13 protein-coding genes are annotated in these 16,206 nt (G+C 66.5%); 7 read left to right on the forward strand and 6 right to left on the reverse strand.

From position 1 onward, the window contains the following. Positions 1-945, forward strand: coding sequence for a COX15/CtaA family protein (locus ACKAE7_RS02475; protein ID WP_190611763.1), 945 nt, complete (start codon positions 1-3; stop codon positions 943-945). A gap of 74 nt (positions 946-1,019) precedes the next feature. On the opposite strand, the gene ACKAE7_RS02480 is transcribed toward ACKAE7_RS02475, so the two are convergent. Further along, entirely contained in the window at positions 1,020-3,353 is a 2,334-nt protein-coding gene (locus ACKAE7_RS02480) for a SulP family inorganic anion transporter (RefSeq protein WP_408978428.1), read from the reverse strand. A 201-nt stretch (positions 3,354-3,554) separates the two neighbouring features. Next, the gene (locus tag ACKAE7_RS02485) at positions 3,555-4,514 is read right to left on the reverse strand and encodes a heme o synthase (protein WP_190611768.1); all 960 of its coding nucleotides are present in this window, start codon (positions 4,512-4,514) and stop codon (positions 3,555-3,557) included. Positions 4,515-5,058: 544 nt separating this feature from the next. Between ACKAE7_RS02485 and tkt the strand changes: the two genes are divergently transcribed. From tkt to pgl, 6 genes are read left to right on the forward strand one after another with little or no spacing between them, the layout of a single operon-like run. Continuing rightward, a complete protein-coding gene (gene tkt / locus ACKAE7_RS02490) occupies positions 5,059-7,176 on the forward strand; it encodes a transketolase (RefSeq protein WP_408978435.1) in 2,118 nt (705 codons plus the stop codon). Between the two features lie 27 nt (positions 7,177-7,203). Continuing rightward, entirely contained in the window at positions 7,204-8,319 is a 1,116-nt protein-coding gene (gene tal / locus ACKAE7_RS02495; protein WP_188808963.1) for a transaldolase, read from the forward strand. A gap of 6 nt (positions 8,320-8,325) precedes the next feature. Continuing rightward, a complete protein-coding gene (locus ACKAE7_RS02500) occupies positions 8,326-9,960 on the forward strand; it encodes a glucose-6-phosphate isomerase (RefSeq protein ID WP_408978429.1) in 1,635 nt (544 codons plus the stop codon). Between the two features lie 15 nt (positions 9,961-9,975). Next, positions 9,976-11,535, forward strand: a complete 1,560-nt coding sequence (zwf, locus tag ACKAE7_RS02505; protein WP_174174572.1) for a glucose-6-phosphate dehydrogenase — start codon at positions 9,976-9,978, stop codon at positions 11,533-11,535. Next, positions 11,532-12,473, forward strand: coding sequence for a glucose-6-phosphate dehydrogenase assembly protein OpcA (locus ACKAE7_RS02510; protein WP_066275634.1), 942 nt, complete (start codon positions 11,532-11,534; stop codon positions 12,471-12,473). Before zwf ends, ACKAE7_RS02510 begins: the two co-directional genes overlap by 4 nt. Next, positions 12,463-13,281, forward strand: coding sequence for a 6-phosphogluconolactonase (pgl, locus tag ACKAE7_RS02515; RefSeq protein WP_188808965.1), 819 nt, complete (start codon positions 12,463-12,465; stop codon positions 13,279-13,281). The genes ACKAE7_RS02510 and pgl overlap by 11 nt, the downstream gene beginning before the upstream one ends. Here pgl and ACKAE7_RS02520 read toward each other — a convergent pair. The 4 genes from ACKAE7_RS02520 to ACKAE7_RS02535 form a co-directional block, all read right to left on the reverse strand. Then, positions 13,234-13,626, reverse strand: coding sequence for an RNA polymerase-binding protein RbpA (locus ACKAE7_RS02520; protein ID WP_104187296.1), 393 nt, complete (start codon positions 13,624-13,626; stop codon positions 13,234-13,236). The genes pgl and ACKAE7_RS02520 overlap by 48 nt on opposite strands. A gap of 119 nt (positions 13,627-13,745) precedes the next feature. Continuing rightward, positions 13,746-14,000 (reverse strand): preprotein translocase subunit SecG, encoded by a 255-nt coding sequence (gene secG / locus ACKAE7_RS02525; RefSeq protein ID WP_104187299.1) that lies wholly within the window; start codon positions 13,998-14,000, stop codon positions 13,746-13,748. 50 nt (positions 14,001-14,050) lie between these two features. Next, complete coding sequence (gene tpiA / locus ACKAE7_RS02530; RefSeq protein WP_190611777.1) at positions 14,051-14,866, reverse strand: triose-phosphate isomerase; 816 nt, start codon at positions 14,864-14,866, stop codon at positions 14,051-14,053. A gap of 112 nt (positions 14,867-14,978) precedes the next feature. Further along, complete coding sequence (locus ACKAE7_RS02535; RefSeq protein WP_408978430.1) at positions 14,979-16,205, reverse strand: phosphoglycerate kinase; 1,227 nt, start codon at positions 16,203-16,205, stop codon at positions 14,979-14,981. Position 16,206 lies beyond the last annotated feature (1 nt).

Genomic DNA, 16,206 nt, shown 5'->3' on the forward strand with positions numbered 1-16,206 from the left:
GTGAGCACCGCCTTCCGCCTTCCCCAGTTCGCCGGCCGCCTCGCGTCGCGGCTGCCCCGCACCGTGGACGCAAGTGTTCGGCGCCTGGCCGTGGCCTCCCTGATCGGGCAGACCATGCTGGTGCTGACCGGCGGAGCCGTCCGGCTGACCTCCTCCGGGCTGGGCTGCCCCACCTGGCCCCGCTGCACGGACACGTCCCTGGTGAACACGCCCGAGATGGGAATCCACGGGTTCATCGAGTTCGGCAACCGCCTCCTCACCTTCGCCCTGGCAGCCGTCGCCGCGCTGATGCTGGTGTACCTGTGGAACCTCCGCAAGGAGCGCCGCGACCTCTTCCTGCTGGCGCTGGGCCTGCTGGCCAGCATCCCCGCCCAGGCCGTGATCGGCGGCATCACCGTCCTCACCAACCTCAACCCCTGGGTGGTGGGCCTCCACTTCCTGGTCTCCATGGCACTGGTGGTGCTTGCCACGCTGCTGGTCAACCGGGCGTTCGGCCGGACCGGCCGGTTCCGCACTGTCTCCCTCGCCACCCTGCCGGGGGTCATGCGCCCGGTGACGGCCGCCGTCGCGCTTTTTTCCGCCCTCGCCGTCATGCTGGGCGTGGTGGTCACCGGAGCCGGTCCGCACGCAGGGGACGCTGATGCACCGCGCAACGGGCTGGACTGGGACCTGTTCTCGCACATCCACGCCGTCCCGGCCTACCTGGTGACCGCAGGAACCTTGGTTGCGCTTGCGCTGGTTCTGCTGCGGCGGATCACAGGCCCCATCCGGACGGCGGTCCTGGGCCTCCTCGGCGTGACTGTGCTGCAGGCAGTCATCGGTTTCACCCAGTACTACAACGGCATCCCGGCCCTGCTGGTGGCAGCCCACATGCTCGGCGCCGCCATGCTCATGGGCGCTGCAACAAACGCCTGGGACATCGCCAAGTCAAGCCCCGTGGCCTGACCCCGCTCCCCTGACAAGGGCGCCCCGGTTCGTGTGAACCGGGGCGCCCTTTTGCGTATCTGCTGATGCCGCGCTCAGCCCGCCGGTGCGTGGGCCGTGGACATCCCCGCAGCCTGTTCCGGGTCCAGGAACTCAATGCCCGCCTGGCGCACAAGCACCACACGGGCCGTGGCGATGTCGTAAAAGAGCCCCGTTGCCTGGACACGGCCGTCGGCCAGGGCGGGACCTGCCACCGGATGGCTTTCCAGCTTGGCCAGCTGGACCGCGACGTTGACCATGCCCAACTGGTCCACCCGGCAATACCCGGCGGCAGCGGCACTGGCGGCCACCGGATGGTCCGCCAGCAATTCGAGGTAGCTGGGGCGGGCATGGTCCAGCCAGGCGTCAAAACCGGTACCAAGTCCGGGGTTGCCCGCACCTTCGGCATCGGCGATGACGGCCTTCATGGCTCCACAGTTCGAATGCCCGCAGATCACGACTGAGTCCACCTCCAGGCCCTTCAGGGCAAAGGAGAGTGCCGAGTCGATCGACGCGTCCTGGCCGTCATGGCACACCACGTTGCCGATGTTGCGCAACGTCAGCAGGTCGCCTGGACCACTGCTGGTAATCAGGTTGGGGTTCACGCGCGAGTCCACGCAAGCCACGAACAGGGTGTCCGGGTTTTGCCCGTCCGCCAGATCCTGGACCAGCGGCCGGACCTTGTCAGCGAAGCGGCGGTGGTACTTATTGATGCCCAGCAGGACCGGTGATGGCGGCTGCGTGCTTGGTCCTTCATCTCCCACTGCCAGTTCGTTCGGGGCGGGCTGCCACGAGGTCCTGGGCGGAAGCGGTAGCTCCTGCGCTTCCTGGCGCTTCGGGGCCCGGTCCGCCGCGTCCTGGAACAGGGTGTTCCCGTGATGTTCAAGGAGGACAGCACCGCCGGCGGCCTGGTACTGCTGCTGCCACGCGAGCAGGGCCTCACGGAACGCATGGTCCACGTAGTCCGCGTTGAGCTCCACAAGCACGTGTTCGCCGGCCGGGACCGAGTGCAGCACGCGGTTGAGCCGCGGCAGGGCGAAGAAGCTGCACGAACCGCCGATGGTTACCCGCCAGGACCTGGACGGCGGAATAGGCGCCTGCGCGTGGACTGTTGCCCGCAGCACGCGCCACAGCACACTGGCCGCCGCGAGTGCCAGGCCGATCATGACGCCTTCCAGCAGGTTCAGGAAAACCACGCACAGCAGGGTCGCGGCATAGATCAGCAGGTCACCCGTCCGGAGGCTGGTGCGGATGTCCGCCACTTTGATCAAGCGGGCGCCGATGACCACCAGGAGTCCTGCGAGGACGGACAGCGGGATCAGCTGGATCAGCCCTGCGAAGAGTGCAGAGAAGGCCAGCACCCAAACTCCGTGCAGGATGGCGGAGGCCCGGGTCACGGCACCGGCCTCCACATTGGTGGCGCTGCGCACGATCACCCCGGTGACGGGCAGCCCGCCCAGCGATCCGGAGACGATATTGGCAGCACCCTGCCCCACGAGCTCGCGGTTCAGGTTGGTCCGAGGCCCGTGCTGCATTTTGTCCACGGCGACGGCGGACAGCAGGGACTCGATGCTGGCGATCAGCGCCATCGTCAGGACGGCGAACGCTGCTGCCCGCCAGCTGCCGTCCGGCAACTGCGGCAACGCGACGGCGTCGAGGATTGAACCGGTGAAGGAGATGCGTTCAACGGCAGGGGCGAATGCCACCGACAGTGCCGTGCCGGCAGCGACGGCGGCCAGCGGCCCCGGGACACGGCGCACCGCGGCGGGCAGGTACTTCCAGCCCAGGAGGATACCGACGACGGTAAGGCCCAGGAGGGCTGCGTGCAGTTCGACGCCGGTGATGGCTGCGGGCAGGGCCCCGAGGTTCTCGAGGGCCGAGCCGGCCGGCTGCGACCCGAGCAGGACGTGGACCTGCTGCAGGATGATGGTGACCCCGATCCCGGCCAGCATGGCTTTGACCACCACCGGCGAGACGGCAAGCGCGGCGCGTCCCACGCGGCTGATGCCCAGCAGCATCTGGACGACGCCGGCGGCTGCGGTGATCGCACAGGTCACCTGCCAGCCGAACTCCTGGACAATGCCGGCGACGACGACGGTCAGGCCGGCGGCCGGACCACTCACCTGCAGCGGCGACCCGCCCAGGCTGCCGGCCACGATGCCGCCGACTGCGGCAGCGATGAGGCCGGCCATGACGGGGGCGCCGGAGGCCGCGGCGATTCCCAGCGACAGTGGCAGGGCAACGAGGAACACCACCAGCGAAGCAGGCACGTCGGCCCCAAGATGGGCCAGGAATCCCGGCCGGCGGAACCCGTATCGGTTGCCTGCGCCAGCCGGCGGCGGGCTGTGGTTTGGGGCTTCAGCTGTTGCTGGGTGCGGTGGTTGTGCCATGGAACTTCCTTTGCTTGGGAGCGGGACCAGTCCACCCTAACCACACAGTCACGAGCCATGACAGGCGAAAGTGACCAATATGACACTGTTGTCATAAATGCAGGGGCGCCTATTTCCCCGGCACCCTGTCACATCCGGGCCCACAGAAAAAACCTCCCCCGGCCGCGGCCGGGGGAGGTTCAAATGTGCAGGATTGTGGAGTCAGCCTGCCATGACGGCGGGCCCGATGAACGGGTCCACAGCCAGGGCGATAAACAGGAGGGTGAGGTAGCTGATGGAACCGTGGAACACCTTCATGGCCCGCTTGTCCGAGATGTCCTCACGCTGCGCCCTGTTGTAGAGCGCGTGTGACTCGTAGAGGAACCAAGCGCCCGCAAGGACGGCAGTGACGGTGTAGACCCATCCGGCTCCGCCGGCGGGAACCATGAGCAGCGAACAGGCCACCATGGCCCAGGCGTAGAGGACCACCTGCACCGAGACCACCTTGGCGCCGGCGATGGCGCCGAGCATGGGGACCTTGGCGTTGCGGTAGTCCTCGCCGTAGCGCATGGACAGCGGCCAGTAGTGCGGGGGCGTCCAGAGGAAAATCACCATAAAGAGGATGACGGCCGGCCATTCCACCGAGTTGGTGACTGCCGCCCAGGCAATCAGCACAGGGAAGCAGCCCGCGGCCCCGCCCCACACGATGTTTTGCGCGGTCCGGCGCTTGAGGATGATCGTGTAGATCACCACGTAGAAGAAGATTGCCGCCAAGCCGAGCCAGGCGGACAGGGGGTTGGCGCCGAACCAGAGGATCGCAATGGCGGCGGCACCCAGGAGCCAGGAGAAGATGAGTGCTTCGCGCGGCGTGACCTCACCGGTGACCAGCGGGCGGTTCTCGGTGCGGTGCATCAGTTTGTCGATGTCGCGGTCGATGTAGCAGTTGAAGGCTCCGGCACTGCCGGCTGCGAAGGCGCCGCCAACCAGTGTGGCCAGGATGAGCCCGATGGACGGAAAGCCGCGCTCTGCGTAAATCATGGTGGGCAGCGTGCTGACCAGGAGCAGTTCAATGACCCGGGGCTTGGTGAGGGCGAGATACGCCTTTGCCTTACGGGCGATCCCGGGCCGCGAAGCCCGTGATGCGTTCAGCGTCGTATCTGTTGTGCTCACGGTGGCAGTCACCCGTTCTGTTGGCAGTTCTGTCTGGCTGTCCAGCTGTGTGGTCCGGCCCCGCCCCAAAACCGGGCGCCCGCGGAACAGTGATCCACGCAACAGCGGGAGTCCGGGCGGCTGGCAAGTGTCCCCCAGCCCGGCGCTGGCCTCCGAATATCATACCGCGCCGGCCTCCACGCCACCGCCGGTCCGCCGACACCGGCAATCGGCACCCGCCAGGCCTTCTGTTGGTGGTGGTGATCGCTCGCGCGCCAATTCGAGCAGATTAACTCAACCTCACTTCAGACGCATTCACATAAGCGGAAATTGCGTCCAAAACGTGAGATTTGGGCCGCCCGGAGAATGGAATAGAGCTAAGCTGTCACCAGATCAGCACGCAGCAAGGAAGCGGTGGAAAACGCATTCCCAACTGCCAGTGGCTGAGTGAAAGATCAACGTTTCGATGGTGAACGGCTGGTACACACCGCAGCGGGCGCCACACGGCGTGCCTTCATGCGGATCCGGTGTGCCGCCTGCCATCAGCACAGAGAGGGGCCCGGTTTTCGTGCCACATTTGGAAGAGCAAGAACTGTCCTGGACCAGCCTGGACCAGCGTGCGGTGGACACTGTCCGCGTGCTGGCCGCGGACGCGGTGGAGAAGGTTGGCAACGGCCACCCCGGAACGGCCATGAGCCTGGCGCCGGCCGCGTACCTTCTTTTCCAGAAGCTGATGCGCCATGACCCACGGAATCCCGACTGGCTGGGCCGTGACCGCTTTGTCCTGTCCCCGGGCCACACTTCCCTGACGCTGTACATCCAGCTGTTCCTGTCCGGCTACGGCCTGGAACTGAAGGACCTCGAGGCCCTCCGCACCTGGGATTCGCTGACGCCGGGCCACCCTGAGTACAAGCACACCGCCGGCGTCGAGATCACCACGGGCCCGCTGGGCCAGGGCCTTGCGTCGTCCGTTGGGTTCGCCTACTCCCAGCGCCGTATGCGCGGCCTGTTCGACGCCGATGCTGCCGCCGGCACCAGCCCCTTCGACCACACCATCTGGGTCATCGCGTCCGACGGCGACCTCCAGGAAGGCGTCACGGCAGAGGCTTCCTCGCTCGCCGGCCACCAGGAACTCGGCAACCTCGTGGTGATTTACGACGAGAACCACATCTCCATCGAGGACGATACCGACATCGCCTTCACCGAGGATGTCCTGAAGCGCTACGAGGCCTACGGCTGGCACGTCCAGCGCGTTGACTGGACCAAGACCGGCGAATACAAGGAAGACGTCCAGGAGCTCTACTCGGCGCTCCTTGCAGCCAAGGCTGAGACGTCCAAGCCCTCCATCGTTTCGCTGCGCACCATCATCGGCTACCCTGCGCCCAAGAAGCAGAACACCGGCAAGATCCACGGTTCCGCCCTTGGTGCCGAGGAAGTGGCAGCCCTCAAGGAGGTCCTCGGCTTCGACCCCGCCAAGTCCTTCGATATCGACCAGGACGTTCTTGCCCACGCCCGTGCGGTGGTGGACAGGGGTGCTGCCGCCCGCAAGGAATGGGAAGAGTCCTTCAACGCCTGGCAGGCTGCCAACCCCACCGGCGCCGAGCTGCTGCAGCGCATCGAGGCCAAGGAACTTCCCGACGGCGTCGACGCAGCCCTTCCGGTCTTCCCGGCCGGCAAGGACGTCTCCACCCGCGCGGCCTCCGGCAAGGTCCTGAACGCACTGGGCCCCGTCCTCCCCGAACTCTGGGGCGGTTCCGCTGACCTTGCGGAGTCGAACAACACCACCATCGAGGGCTCGCCGTCGTTCGTTCCGGCCTCCAAGCAGACCGACGCCTGGTCCGGCAACCCGTACGGCCGCGTGCTGCACTTCGGCATCCGCGAGCACGCAGCGGCCTCCATCGTGAACGGCATCAGCCTGCACGGACGGACCCGCGCATTCTCCGGCACGTTCCTGATCTTCAGCGACTACCAGCGCCCCGCCATCCGCCTCGGCGCCCTCATGGGTGTTCCGTCGCTGTACGTCTGGACGCACGACTCCATCGGCCTCGGCGAAGACGGCCCCACCCACCAGCCGGTGGAACAGCTCGCTTCCCTGCGCGCCATCGTGGGCCTGGACGTTGTCCGCCCCGGTGACGCCAACGAGGTAGCCGTCGCCTGGAAGACCATGCTGGAGAACCACAGCAACCCTGCCGGCATCGTGCTGACCCGCCAGAACATCCCCACCTGGGAGCGCGGTGACGGCGAGGCCGACGGCGACACCTTCGGTTCCGTTGCCGGCGTCGCCAAGGGCGGCTACGTCCTTGCCGAAGCATCCAAGGACGGCGCCACCGTCCCGGCAGACGTCATCCTCATCGGCACCGGTTCCGAAGTCCAGCTGGCCGTCCAGGCCCGCGAGGCCCTGCAGGCTGAAGGCATCGCCGCCCGCGTTGTCTCCATGCCCTGCGTTGAATGGTTCAACAAGCAGGACGCCGCCTACCGCGAGTCCGTGCTCCCCGCCGCCGTCAAGGCCCGCGTATCCGTCGAAGCAGGACTTGCCCTCGGCTGGAGGGAATTCGTCGGCGACGCCGGCCGTTCCGTCAGCCTGGAACACTACGGCGCTTCCGCGGACTACAAGCGCCTCTTCCAGGAGTTTGGCATCACCGCAGAGGCTGTCGCCGCTGCCGCCAAGGACTCCCTCGCAGGCCTCCAGGCCTAACCAACGATTTCCAGGAGATACAGAACAATGACTACTCCCACCCAGCAGCTCTCAGACGCCGGAGTTTCCATCTGGCTTGACGACCTTTCCCGCGGACGCCTGGACACCGGTACCCTGGCGAAGCTCATCGAAGAGAAGAACGTCGTTGGCGTAACCACCAACCCGTCCATCTTCCACGCCGCGATCACGGCAGGGACCGACTACGACGCCACCATCGCCAAGCAGGCAGCAGCAGGCGCCAGCGTCGAAGACACCATCTTCGAGATCACCACCACCGACGTCGCGGACGCCTGCGACCTCTTCGCACCGGTAGCCGCAGCCACCAAGGGCGTTGACGGACGCGTGTCCATCGAGGTTGACCCCCGCCTGGCCTGGGACACGGCAGGCACCATCGCCGAAGCCAAGCACCTGTACAAGCGGGTCAACAAGGACAACGTCCTCATCAAGATCCCGGCCACCCTCGAGGGCCTCGAAGCCATCACCGCCACCCTGGCCGAGGGCATCAGCGTCAACGTGACGCTGATCTTCTCCCTGGAGCGCTACCGCGCCGTTATTAACGCCTTCCAGTCCGGCCTGGAGCAGGCGAAGGAAAACGGCCACGATCTTTCCAAGATCCACTCCGTGGCCTCGTTCTTCGTCTCCCGCGTGGACTCCGAGATCGACAAGCGCCTCGACGCCATCGGCACCGAGGAAGCCAAGGCACTCAAGGGCAAGGCCGGCCTGGCCAACGCGCGCCTGGCATACCAGGTCTACGAGGAACTGTTCGCCACCGAACGCTGGGCACTGCTGGCCGAAGCCGGCGCACTCCCCCAGCGTCCCCTGTGGGCTTCCACCGGCGTGAAGGACCCGGCCTACCCGGACACCCTCTACGTCACCGAACTCGTTGCCCCGGGCGTCGTGAACACCATGCCCGAGAAGACCCTGGACGCCACCTTCGACCACGGAGTGGTCACCGGGGACACCGTCACCGGCACCTACGCTGAAGCGAATGCCACCCTCGACGCGCTGGAGAAGCTCGGCATCGCCTACAACGACGTCGTAGCGCTCCTCGAATCCGAAGGCCTGGACAAGTTCGTGGCCAGCTGGAAGGAACTGCTGGCCGACGTCGAAGGCGCCCTCGCCTCTGCACGGAAGGCTTCCTAACCCACTATGACCACTCTCAGCTACGACGCCACCGGTGCCGCACAGCAGGCACTGGAACTGCACCTCCCCGTCCTCGTGGAGGAACGCATTGCCACCCGCATCTTCGCCAAGGACCACACCTTGTGGGGTCCCGACGCGGAGGCCGAATCGGCAATCCGCCTCGGGTGGGTGGAGGCTGCCACCGTCTCCCAGCCGCTGGTCAAGGACATCCTGGAACTCCGCGACGCCCTGACGTCAGAAGGCGTTACCCGCATCGCGCTGTGCGGCATGGGCGGCTCCTCGCTGGCTCCGGAAGTCATGGCCGGCACCGCCGGCGTCGAGCTGACAGTGCTGGACAGCACGGACCCCGACCAGGTCCGTGCAGCCCTCGCCGACCGGCTGGACGAGACCGCGATCGTGGTCTCGTCCAAGTCCGGTTCAACCGTTGAAACGGATTCCCAGCGGCGGGTCTTCGAGAAGGCGTTCAACGACGCCGGAATCGATGCCAACAGCCGGATCATCATCGTCACCGATCCCGGCTCCCCACTGGACAAGGCCTCCCGCGAGGCCGGCTACCGAGCCGTCTTCAACGCCGACCCCAACGTGGGTGGACGCTTCTCCGCGCTGACCGCGTTCGGTCTTGTGCCTTCCGGCCTGGCAGGTGTGGACATCCAGGCTTTCCTGGATGAGGCCGAGGAAGCAGCCGAATTCCTGAACGATGACGCACCGGAAAACATCGGCCTGGCACTCGGAACCGCCCTGGGCGGAACCAGCCCCCTTCGGAACAAGATCGTCATCGCCGAGGACGGCTCCGGCATCGTAGGCTTCGCCGACTGGGCCGAGCAGCTGATCGCCGAGTCCACCGGCAAGCTGGGCACCGGTGTGCTTCCGGTGGTTGCCGGCCCCAACTCGCCCGAGGTTACCGGCGGCGCGCCGGACGTCCTCGTGGTGCGGCTGGTGGCAGCCGATGCCGACGTCGAACTCGGTGAAAACGAGGTCGCCATCGCCGGCGGACTGCCCACCCAGATGATGGTCTGGGAGTTCGCCACAGCCGTGGCCGGACGCCTGCTGGGCATCAACCCCTTCGACCAGCCCGATGTCGAGGCCGCCAAGGTGGCTGCGCGCGGCCTGCTGGACGCCCAGCCCGAACCCACTCCGGCAGCTTTTGTCGACGGAGCCATCGAGGTCCGCGGCGGCGACTGGCTCGGTGATGCCCGCACCGCCGGGGAGGCCGTGAAGGCACTGCTGGACACGCTGGACAGCGACAGCTACCTCAGTGTCCAGGCCTACTTCAACCGGCTGGCGTTCACGCAGCTCGAAGGCATCCGGGATGAACTGGCCGCCGTCTCAGGCCGTCCCGTGACGTTCGGCTGGGGCCCGCGGTTCCTCCACTCGACGGGTCAGTTCCACAAGGGCGGCCCGGCCATCGGAGTGTTCCTCCAGGTCACGGCCGCGTCCGCGGAGGACCTCGCCATCCCGGACCGTCCCTTTACGTTCGGTGAACTGATTGCCGCGCAGGCTGCCGGCGACGCCCAGGTCCTGTCCGACCACGGCCGCCCCGTGCTTCGCCTGCACCTCACTGACCGGGCTGCCGGTGTGGCACAGTTGCAGGACATCATTGCTGCGCTGTCCGCCAGGTCAGCCTCCGTTACTGAAAGCTAAGGCACAAAAAGCACCATGCCAGAAACTGAATACGGCAGGAAGTCTGCTGGCCGTGGGCGGAATCCGCTCCGCGACCCGCGTGACCGCCGCCTGAACCGGATCGCCGGTCCGTCGTCACTGGTCCTCTTCGGAGTGACCGGCGACCTTGCCCGCAAGAAGCTCATGCCCGCCGTGTACGACCTCGCCAACCGTGGCCTGCTGCCCCCCAGCTTTGCCCTGGTGGGTTTTGCGCGGCGGCAGTGGGACAAGGAAGACTTCGCCGCCGAGGTGAAGGCTTCCGTGCAGGCCTATGCCCGCACCCCCTTCGATGAGGCCGTGTGGAACCAGCTCTCGGAGGGCATCCGGTTCGTGCAGGGAGAGTTCGACGACGACGACGCCTTTGAGCGGTTGGGCGAAGTCATCGATGAGCTTGATGAGCTGCGCGGCACCCGCGGGAACCACGCGTTCTACCTCTCCATCCCGCCCAAGGCTTTCGAGCAGGTCTGCCGGCAGCTGTCCAAGCACGGCCTGGCACAGGCTGAGGGTGACAAGTGGCGCCGCGTGGTGATCGAGAAGCCGTTCGGGCACGACCTTGAGTCCGCCCGGCAGCTTAACGACATCGTCGAATCGGTGTTCCCGCCGGACGCGGTGTTCCGGATCGACCACTACCTGGGTAAGGAAACGGTCCAGAACATCCTGGCGCTGCGTTTCGCGAACCAGCTGTTCGAGCCGTTGTGGAACGCCAACTACGTGGACCACGTGCAGATCACCATGGCCGAGGACATCGGCACCGGCGGCCGCGCCGGGTACTACGACGGCGTGGGCGCAGCCCGCGACGTAATCCAGAACCACCTGCTCCAGCTGCTGGCCCTGACGGCAATGGAGGAGCCCATCTCCTTCAACGCCGACGACCTGCGCGCGGAGAAGGAAAAGGTCCTCGCCGCCGTCAAGCTCCCCGACGATCTTTCCACGCACTCGGCGCGCGGGCAGTTCACCGGAGGCTGGCAGGGCGGCGAACAGGTCCAGGGCTATCTGGAGGAGGAAGGCATTCCCGCCGATTCCACCACCGAGACCTTTGCCGCCATCCGGGTGGACATCCACACCCGCCGCTGGTCCGGGGTCCCGTTCTACCTGCGCGCCGGCAAGCGCCTGGGCCGGCGCGTGACGGAAATCGCCGTCGTGTTCAAGCGGGCGCCCAATCTGTTGTTCCGCGACCACGCCGAGGACGACTTCGGCCAGAACGCCGTGGTAATCCGCGTCCAGCCGGACGAAGGCGTCACCATCCGGTTCGGTTCCAAGGTCCCGGGCACGCAGATGGAAGTCCGGGACGTGACCATGGACTTCGGCTACGGCCACTCGTTCACCGAGTCCAGCCCCGAGGCGTACGAACGCCTGATCCTGGACGTGCTCCTGGGCGAGCCGCCGCTGTTCCCCCGGCACGAGGAAGTGGAGCTGTCCTGGAAGATCCTGGACCCGTTCGAGGAATACTGGGCCCAGCTTAACGAACAGCCCGAGCCCTATGCCCCGGGCAGCTGGGGCCCCGCCTCGGCTGACGAGCTGCTGGCCCGCGACGGACGAACCTGGAGAAGGCCATGATTGTAGACCTGCCTGACACCACAACCTCTACGGTTTCCAAGAAGATCATGTCCCTGCGCGAGCAGGGCGGCGTGATCGCCCTGGGCCGGGTGCTCACCCTCGTGGTGGTCACCAAGTCCGGGCTTGAGGAAGAAGCCATCGAGGCCGCCAACGAGGCCAGCCGTGAACACCCCTGCCGGATCATTGTCCTGGCCGACGCCGGAGCTACGGCCCCGGACCGCCTGGACGCCCAGATCCGCGTGGGTGGTGACGCCGGCGCCTCCGAGGTGATCGTGCTGCGCGGCTACGGACAGCTCTCCCACGAGAGCGAATCCCTGGTGGCCGCGCTGCTGCTCCCGGACGCACCGATCGTGGCCTGGTGGCCGCACGGCGCCCCGGAGAACGCCTGCGAGACCTCCATCGGGAGGATCGCCCACCGCCGCATCACCGACTCCGCCAACGAACCTGACCCGCAGCGTGCCCTGGAGAACATCAGGTCCACCTATAAAGCCGGGGACACCGACCTCGCCTGGACCCGGCTGACCAACTGGCGCATCCAGCTTGCTGCCGTCCTTGACCAGGTGGACTCCTCCCCCGTCACGTCCGTGGCCGTCGAGGGAGCCTCGGATTCGCCGAGCACCATCCTCCTCGCGGCCTGGCTGACGCTCACCCTGGACGCGCCGGTGACCATCGTCGCCGACCCTGCCGGGACGGGCATCCGGCGCGTTCGGCTGACACGGCCCGGCGGGGACATCCAGCTCTTCCGGCCGGGATTGTCCGTGGCCGAGCTGACCCAGCCCGGCCAGCCGGCGCAGCGGATTTCGCTTCCGCGCCGCAGCCTGCGGGACTGCCTCGCCGAGGAGCTCCGCCGTCTGGACCCCGACGAGGTGTTTGGGGAAGTGATTACTATTGGACTGCCACGTACCAATCTAAGGAGCGTCCGACCCAGTGAGCGTTGACCCAAGAGTAAGCATTCATCCTGACTCGTCCGTCCTGATGGCCGCCATCGCCGCCCGCCTCATCACAAAGCTTGTTGATGTGCAGGATAAGTTCGGCGAGGCCACCGTGGTGCTGACCGGCGGAACCGTGGGCATCGGCACGCTCAAGGCTGTTGCGGACTCTCCGGCGGCTCCGGCCGTCGACTGGTCCAAGGTGAATTTCTGGTGGGGCGACGAACGCTTCCTTCCCGGCGGGGACCCGGACCGGAATACCACCCAGGCGTTCGAGGCCCTGCTCTCGCACATTCCTGTGGACCCTGAACGGATCCACGAGCCCGGAACCTCGGATGACTTCGGCAGCCCCGAAGAGGCGGCCGAGGACTACGCCCAGAGGCTTCGGGAAGCTGCGGCGGCCGAGCACGCCGCGGACATGTCGGATGACCGGCCCGAGGAACCCGCCGCGCTCCCCCGCCTGGACGTTGTCCTGTTGGGTGTGGGCCCCGACGCACACATCGCCTCGCTCTTTCCTGAGCAGGGCGGCGTCCGCGAAAAGGAACGCACCGTGGTGGGTGTCCGGAATTCACCCAAGCCGCCGCCGCTGCGGGTTTCCCTGACGCTGCCGGCCATCAACACCGCTTCTGAGGTGTGGATGGTGGTGGCAGGAGAGGACAAGGCCGGCGCGGTAGGGCTGGCCCTGGCGGGCGCCAACCCGGTGCAGGTACCCGCAGCAGGACCGCGGGGTACGTCCCGGACCCTGTGGCTTATTGACGAGAACGCCGCGTCACGTGTCCCGCAGCAGCTCGTCCGCAAGGACGCCGCGGGCGCGTAGTTTTTCCAGCGCTCCGGCCAGGACGTCTTCGGCGTCCTGGCCGGAGCGCCGTTCTTTAACGTATTCGAGGTGTGTCTTGTAGCCGTCGTCCATGGCGTCCGCGGCCGCCGCTGCCTGCCCGTCCCGTGATGCGGGTGCTCCACAGCGCCGGCAGTCCCACACCAGCGGAATCTGGTCCTCCGGAAGCTTGACGAATACCGGCCTTGTCTCGTGCCCCTTGGCGCACCAATAGGAAACCTGGATACGGGGCAGGGCCTTGCCGTGATCCTCTGACTCGAAGCTGAAACCCGTCCCTTCCGTGACGCCCGCACGGGTGCCGCGGAAGCCTGACGCCGGATGAATCATCGAAGGACTCCTGCCTGCTTAGACAGAAACTGTGGCTGTCGGGAACCGACAGCCACAGTTTAGTTCTCTGACCCGCGCGGCGGCAGTGCCCGCGCGGTGCCTTTTCCCGGGTTAGGGGATCAGGAGTCGCCGCCGCTGAAGCGCATGATCAGGCCCAGTGCGATGATGACCATTCCCCAGGTGACGCCGAGGACGACCGTGAACCTGTTCAGGTTGCGTTCGGCAACGCCGGAGGAGCTGAGGCCTGAGCTCATGCCGCCGCCGAACATGTCCGACATCCCGCCGCCCCGTCCCTTGTGGAGGAGGATGAGCAGCGTCAGCAGGAGGCTGGTGATGCCCAGGAGGATCTGCAGAATGACATGAAGAACGTCCACGACGGCCTTTCAGGAAGTTGGAATTGCGGGAGTGTGCGCGGCGGGACGGACTAGTCCGTCACCAGGTGACTCTCGAACCTGACAATATTAGCAAACTCGGCCGGATCGAGGCTCGCCCCGCCCACCAGCAGGCCGTCAACGTCGCGTTCCTTGAGGATTGCGGCCGCGTTGTTGGCCTTGACCGAGCCGCCGTACAGCAGGCGGGTCTTCGCGGCTGTGTCCGCCCCGAACAGCTGCTCGAGCTCGGCGCGGATTGCCGCGCACATTTCCTGGGCGTCTTCCGGCCCGGCTACTTCACCAGTGCCGATGGCCCAGACGGGTTCGTAGGCGACGACGAGCTCGGCGGCCTGGTCGGCGGTCAGCCCGGACACACCGGCACGGAGCTGTTCCAGGGTGTGGTTGACGTGCGTGCCCGCCTGGCGGACGTCCAGGCCTTCGCCGACGCAGAGCACGGGCGTGACGCCGTGCTTGAAGGCGGCCTTGGTCTTGGCGTTGAGGACGTCGTCGGATTCGTTGTGGATGGTGCGGCGTTCGCTGTGGCCCACCAGGACGTACTTGCAGCCGAGCTTGTTCAGGAACTGGCCGGAGATGTCGCCGGTGTAGGCGCCGGAGTCGAACTGTGAGAGGTCCTGCCCGCCGTAGGCGACATCCAGGTCGTCGCCCTGGACAAGGGTCTGAACGCCGCGGAGGTCCGTGAACGGCGGGAAGACGGCAACCTCAACCCGGCTGTAGTCGTGCTTGGCGTCGGAAAGGGTCCAGGCAAGTTTCTGCAGCAGGGTGATGCCCTGCACGTGGTCCATGTTCATCTTCCAGTTGCCCGCGATGAATGGCTTGCGGTCGAAAGCGCCGTTCGTTGACGTTGTCACGTATTCTCCAAAAAGTACTAGATAAGTGTTCGGCCGGCAGGCTGCCGTGGGCAACCTGCCGGCCGGAGGGACTGAAGGGTCAGGTACTGCTGCCGGAAGTACCGGGCAGGGCCTACCGGTCCAGGACGCTGAGCCCCGGCAGTTCCTTGCCTTCGAGGTATTCCAGGCTCGCACCGCCGCCGGTGGAAATATGGCCGAACTGGTCGTCGGCGAACCCGAGCGTACGGACCGCAGCGGCTGAGTCGCCGCCGCCCACCACAGTGAACGCTTCGGTTTCGGTGAGGGCCTGGGCGATGGCGCGGGTGCCGGCGGAGAAGGCTTCAAACTCGAAGACCCCCATCGGACCGTTCCAGAACACCGTCCTGGCTCCCTTGATCCGCTCGGCGAATGCTGCGGCCGAGTCCGGTCCAATGTCCAGTCCGATGCCCTGGGCTCCGAAGCTGCTGCCCTCGATGTTGTCCGCGGGGACGGTCTCGTGGGCGGCGTCTGCCGCGAACTTCTCCGCCACCACGACGTCCGTGGGCACGACGAACTCCGTACCCGCATCCGCTGCGCGCTTAAGGTAGTCCTGGACCACGGGAATCTGGTCCTCCTCGAGCAGGCTGGAGGCCACCTTCTGCCCCGCTGCGGCAAGGAACGTGAAGAGCATTCCGCCGCCCACCAGGATGGTGTCAGCCTTGCCCAGCAGATTGTCGATGACGGCCAGCTTGTCCGAGACCTTGGAGCCGCCGAGCACCACCACATAGGGGCGCTGGGTGTCCGTAGTGAGCTTCCGCAGGACCTCAACCTCGGTGTGCACAAGGTCGCCAAGGTAGGACGGAAGCCGGGTGGCGACGTCGTAGACGCTGGCGTGCCTGCGGTGCACGGCCCCGAAGGCGTCGTCCACGTAGGCGCCGTTGTCACCGGTCAGGGCCACCAGCTCGTCAGCGAAGGCGCCGCGCTCGGCGTCGTCCTTGCTGGTTTCGCGGGGATCGAACCGGACGTTCTCGAGGACGAGGACCTCACCGTCCTGGAGGGACGCTGCTGCTTCCCTGGCGGCGCTGCCGACAGTATCGGCGGCGAGGGTGACCTTGAAGCCGGCCAGTTCAGCCAGGCGGCTTGCTGCGGGCCGAAGGGAGTATTTCTCCTCGGGAGCGCCCTTGGGGCGTCCGAGGTGGGCTGTTACCAGCACGCGGGCACCGGCGTCCGTGAGCTTTGACAGCACTGGCAGTGAGGCCTTGATGCGGCCGTCGTCAGTGACTGTAGAGCCGTCGAGCGGCACATTCAGGTCACTTCGAACCAGAATGTACCGCCCGCGGACACCTTCAGCGATGAGTTCGTTGAGGGTGTTTGATGTCATG

Origin of the sequence: Pseudarthrobacter sp. NKDBFgelt (assembly GCF_046097905.1) — a bacterium.
Lineage (GTDB): Bacteria > Actinomycetota > Actinomycetes > Actinomycetales > Micrococcaceae > Arthrobacter > Arthrobacter polychromogenes.

Bases quoted from the DNA above. Each gene is read 5' to 3' on its own strand.
- ACKAE7_RS02480 (WP_408978428.1), bottom strand. From the start codon at position 3,353: ATGGCACAACCACCGCACCCAGCAACAGCTGAAGCCCCAAACCACAGC.
- tal (WP_188808963.1), top strand. From the start codon at position 7,204: ATGACTACTCCCACCCAGCAGCTCTCAGACGCCGGAGTTTCCATCTGG.
- ACKAE7_RS02500 (WP_408978429.1), top strand. From the start codon at position 8,326: ATGACCACTCTCAGCTACGACGCCACCGGTGCCGCACAGCAGGCACTG.
- zwf (WP_174174572.1), top strand. From the start codon at position 9,976: ATGCCAGAAACTGAATACGGCAGGAAGTCTGCTGGCCGTGGGCGGAAT.
- ACKAE7_RS02520 (WP_104187296.1), bottom strand. From the start codon at position 13,626: ATGATTCATCCGGCGTCAGGCTTCCGCGGCACCCGTGCGGGCGTCACG.
- ACKAE7_RS02510 (WP_066275634.1), top strand. From the start codon at position 11,532: ATGATTGTAGACCTGCCTGACACCACAACCTCTACGGTTTCCAAGAAG.
- ACKAE7_RS02535 (WP_408978430.1), bottom strand. From the start codon at position 16,205: ATGACATCAAACACCCTCAACGAACTCATCGCTGAAGGTGTCCGCGGG.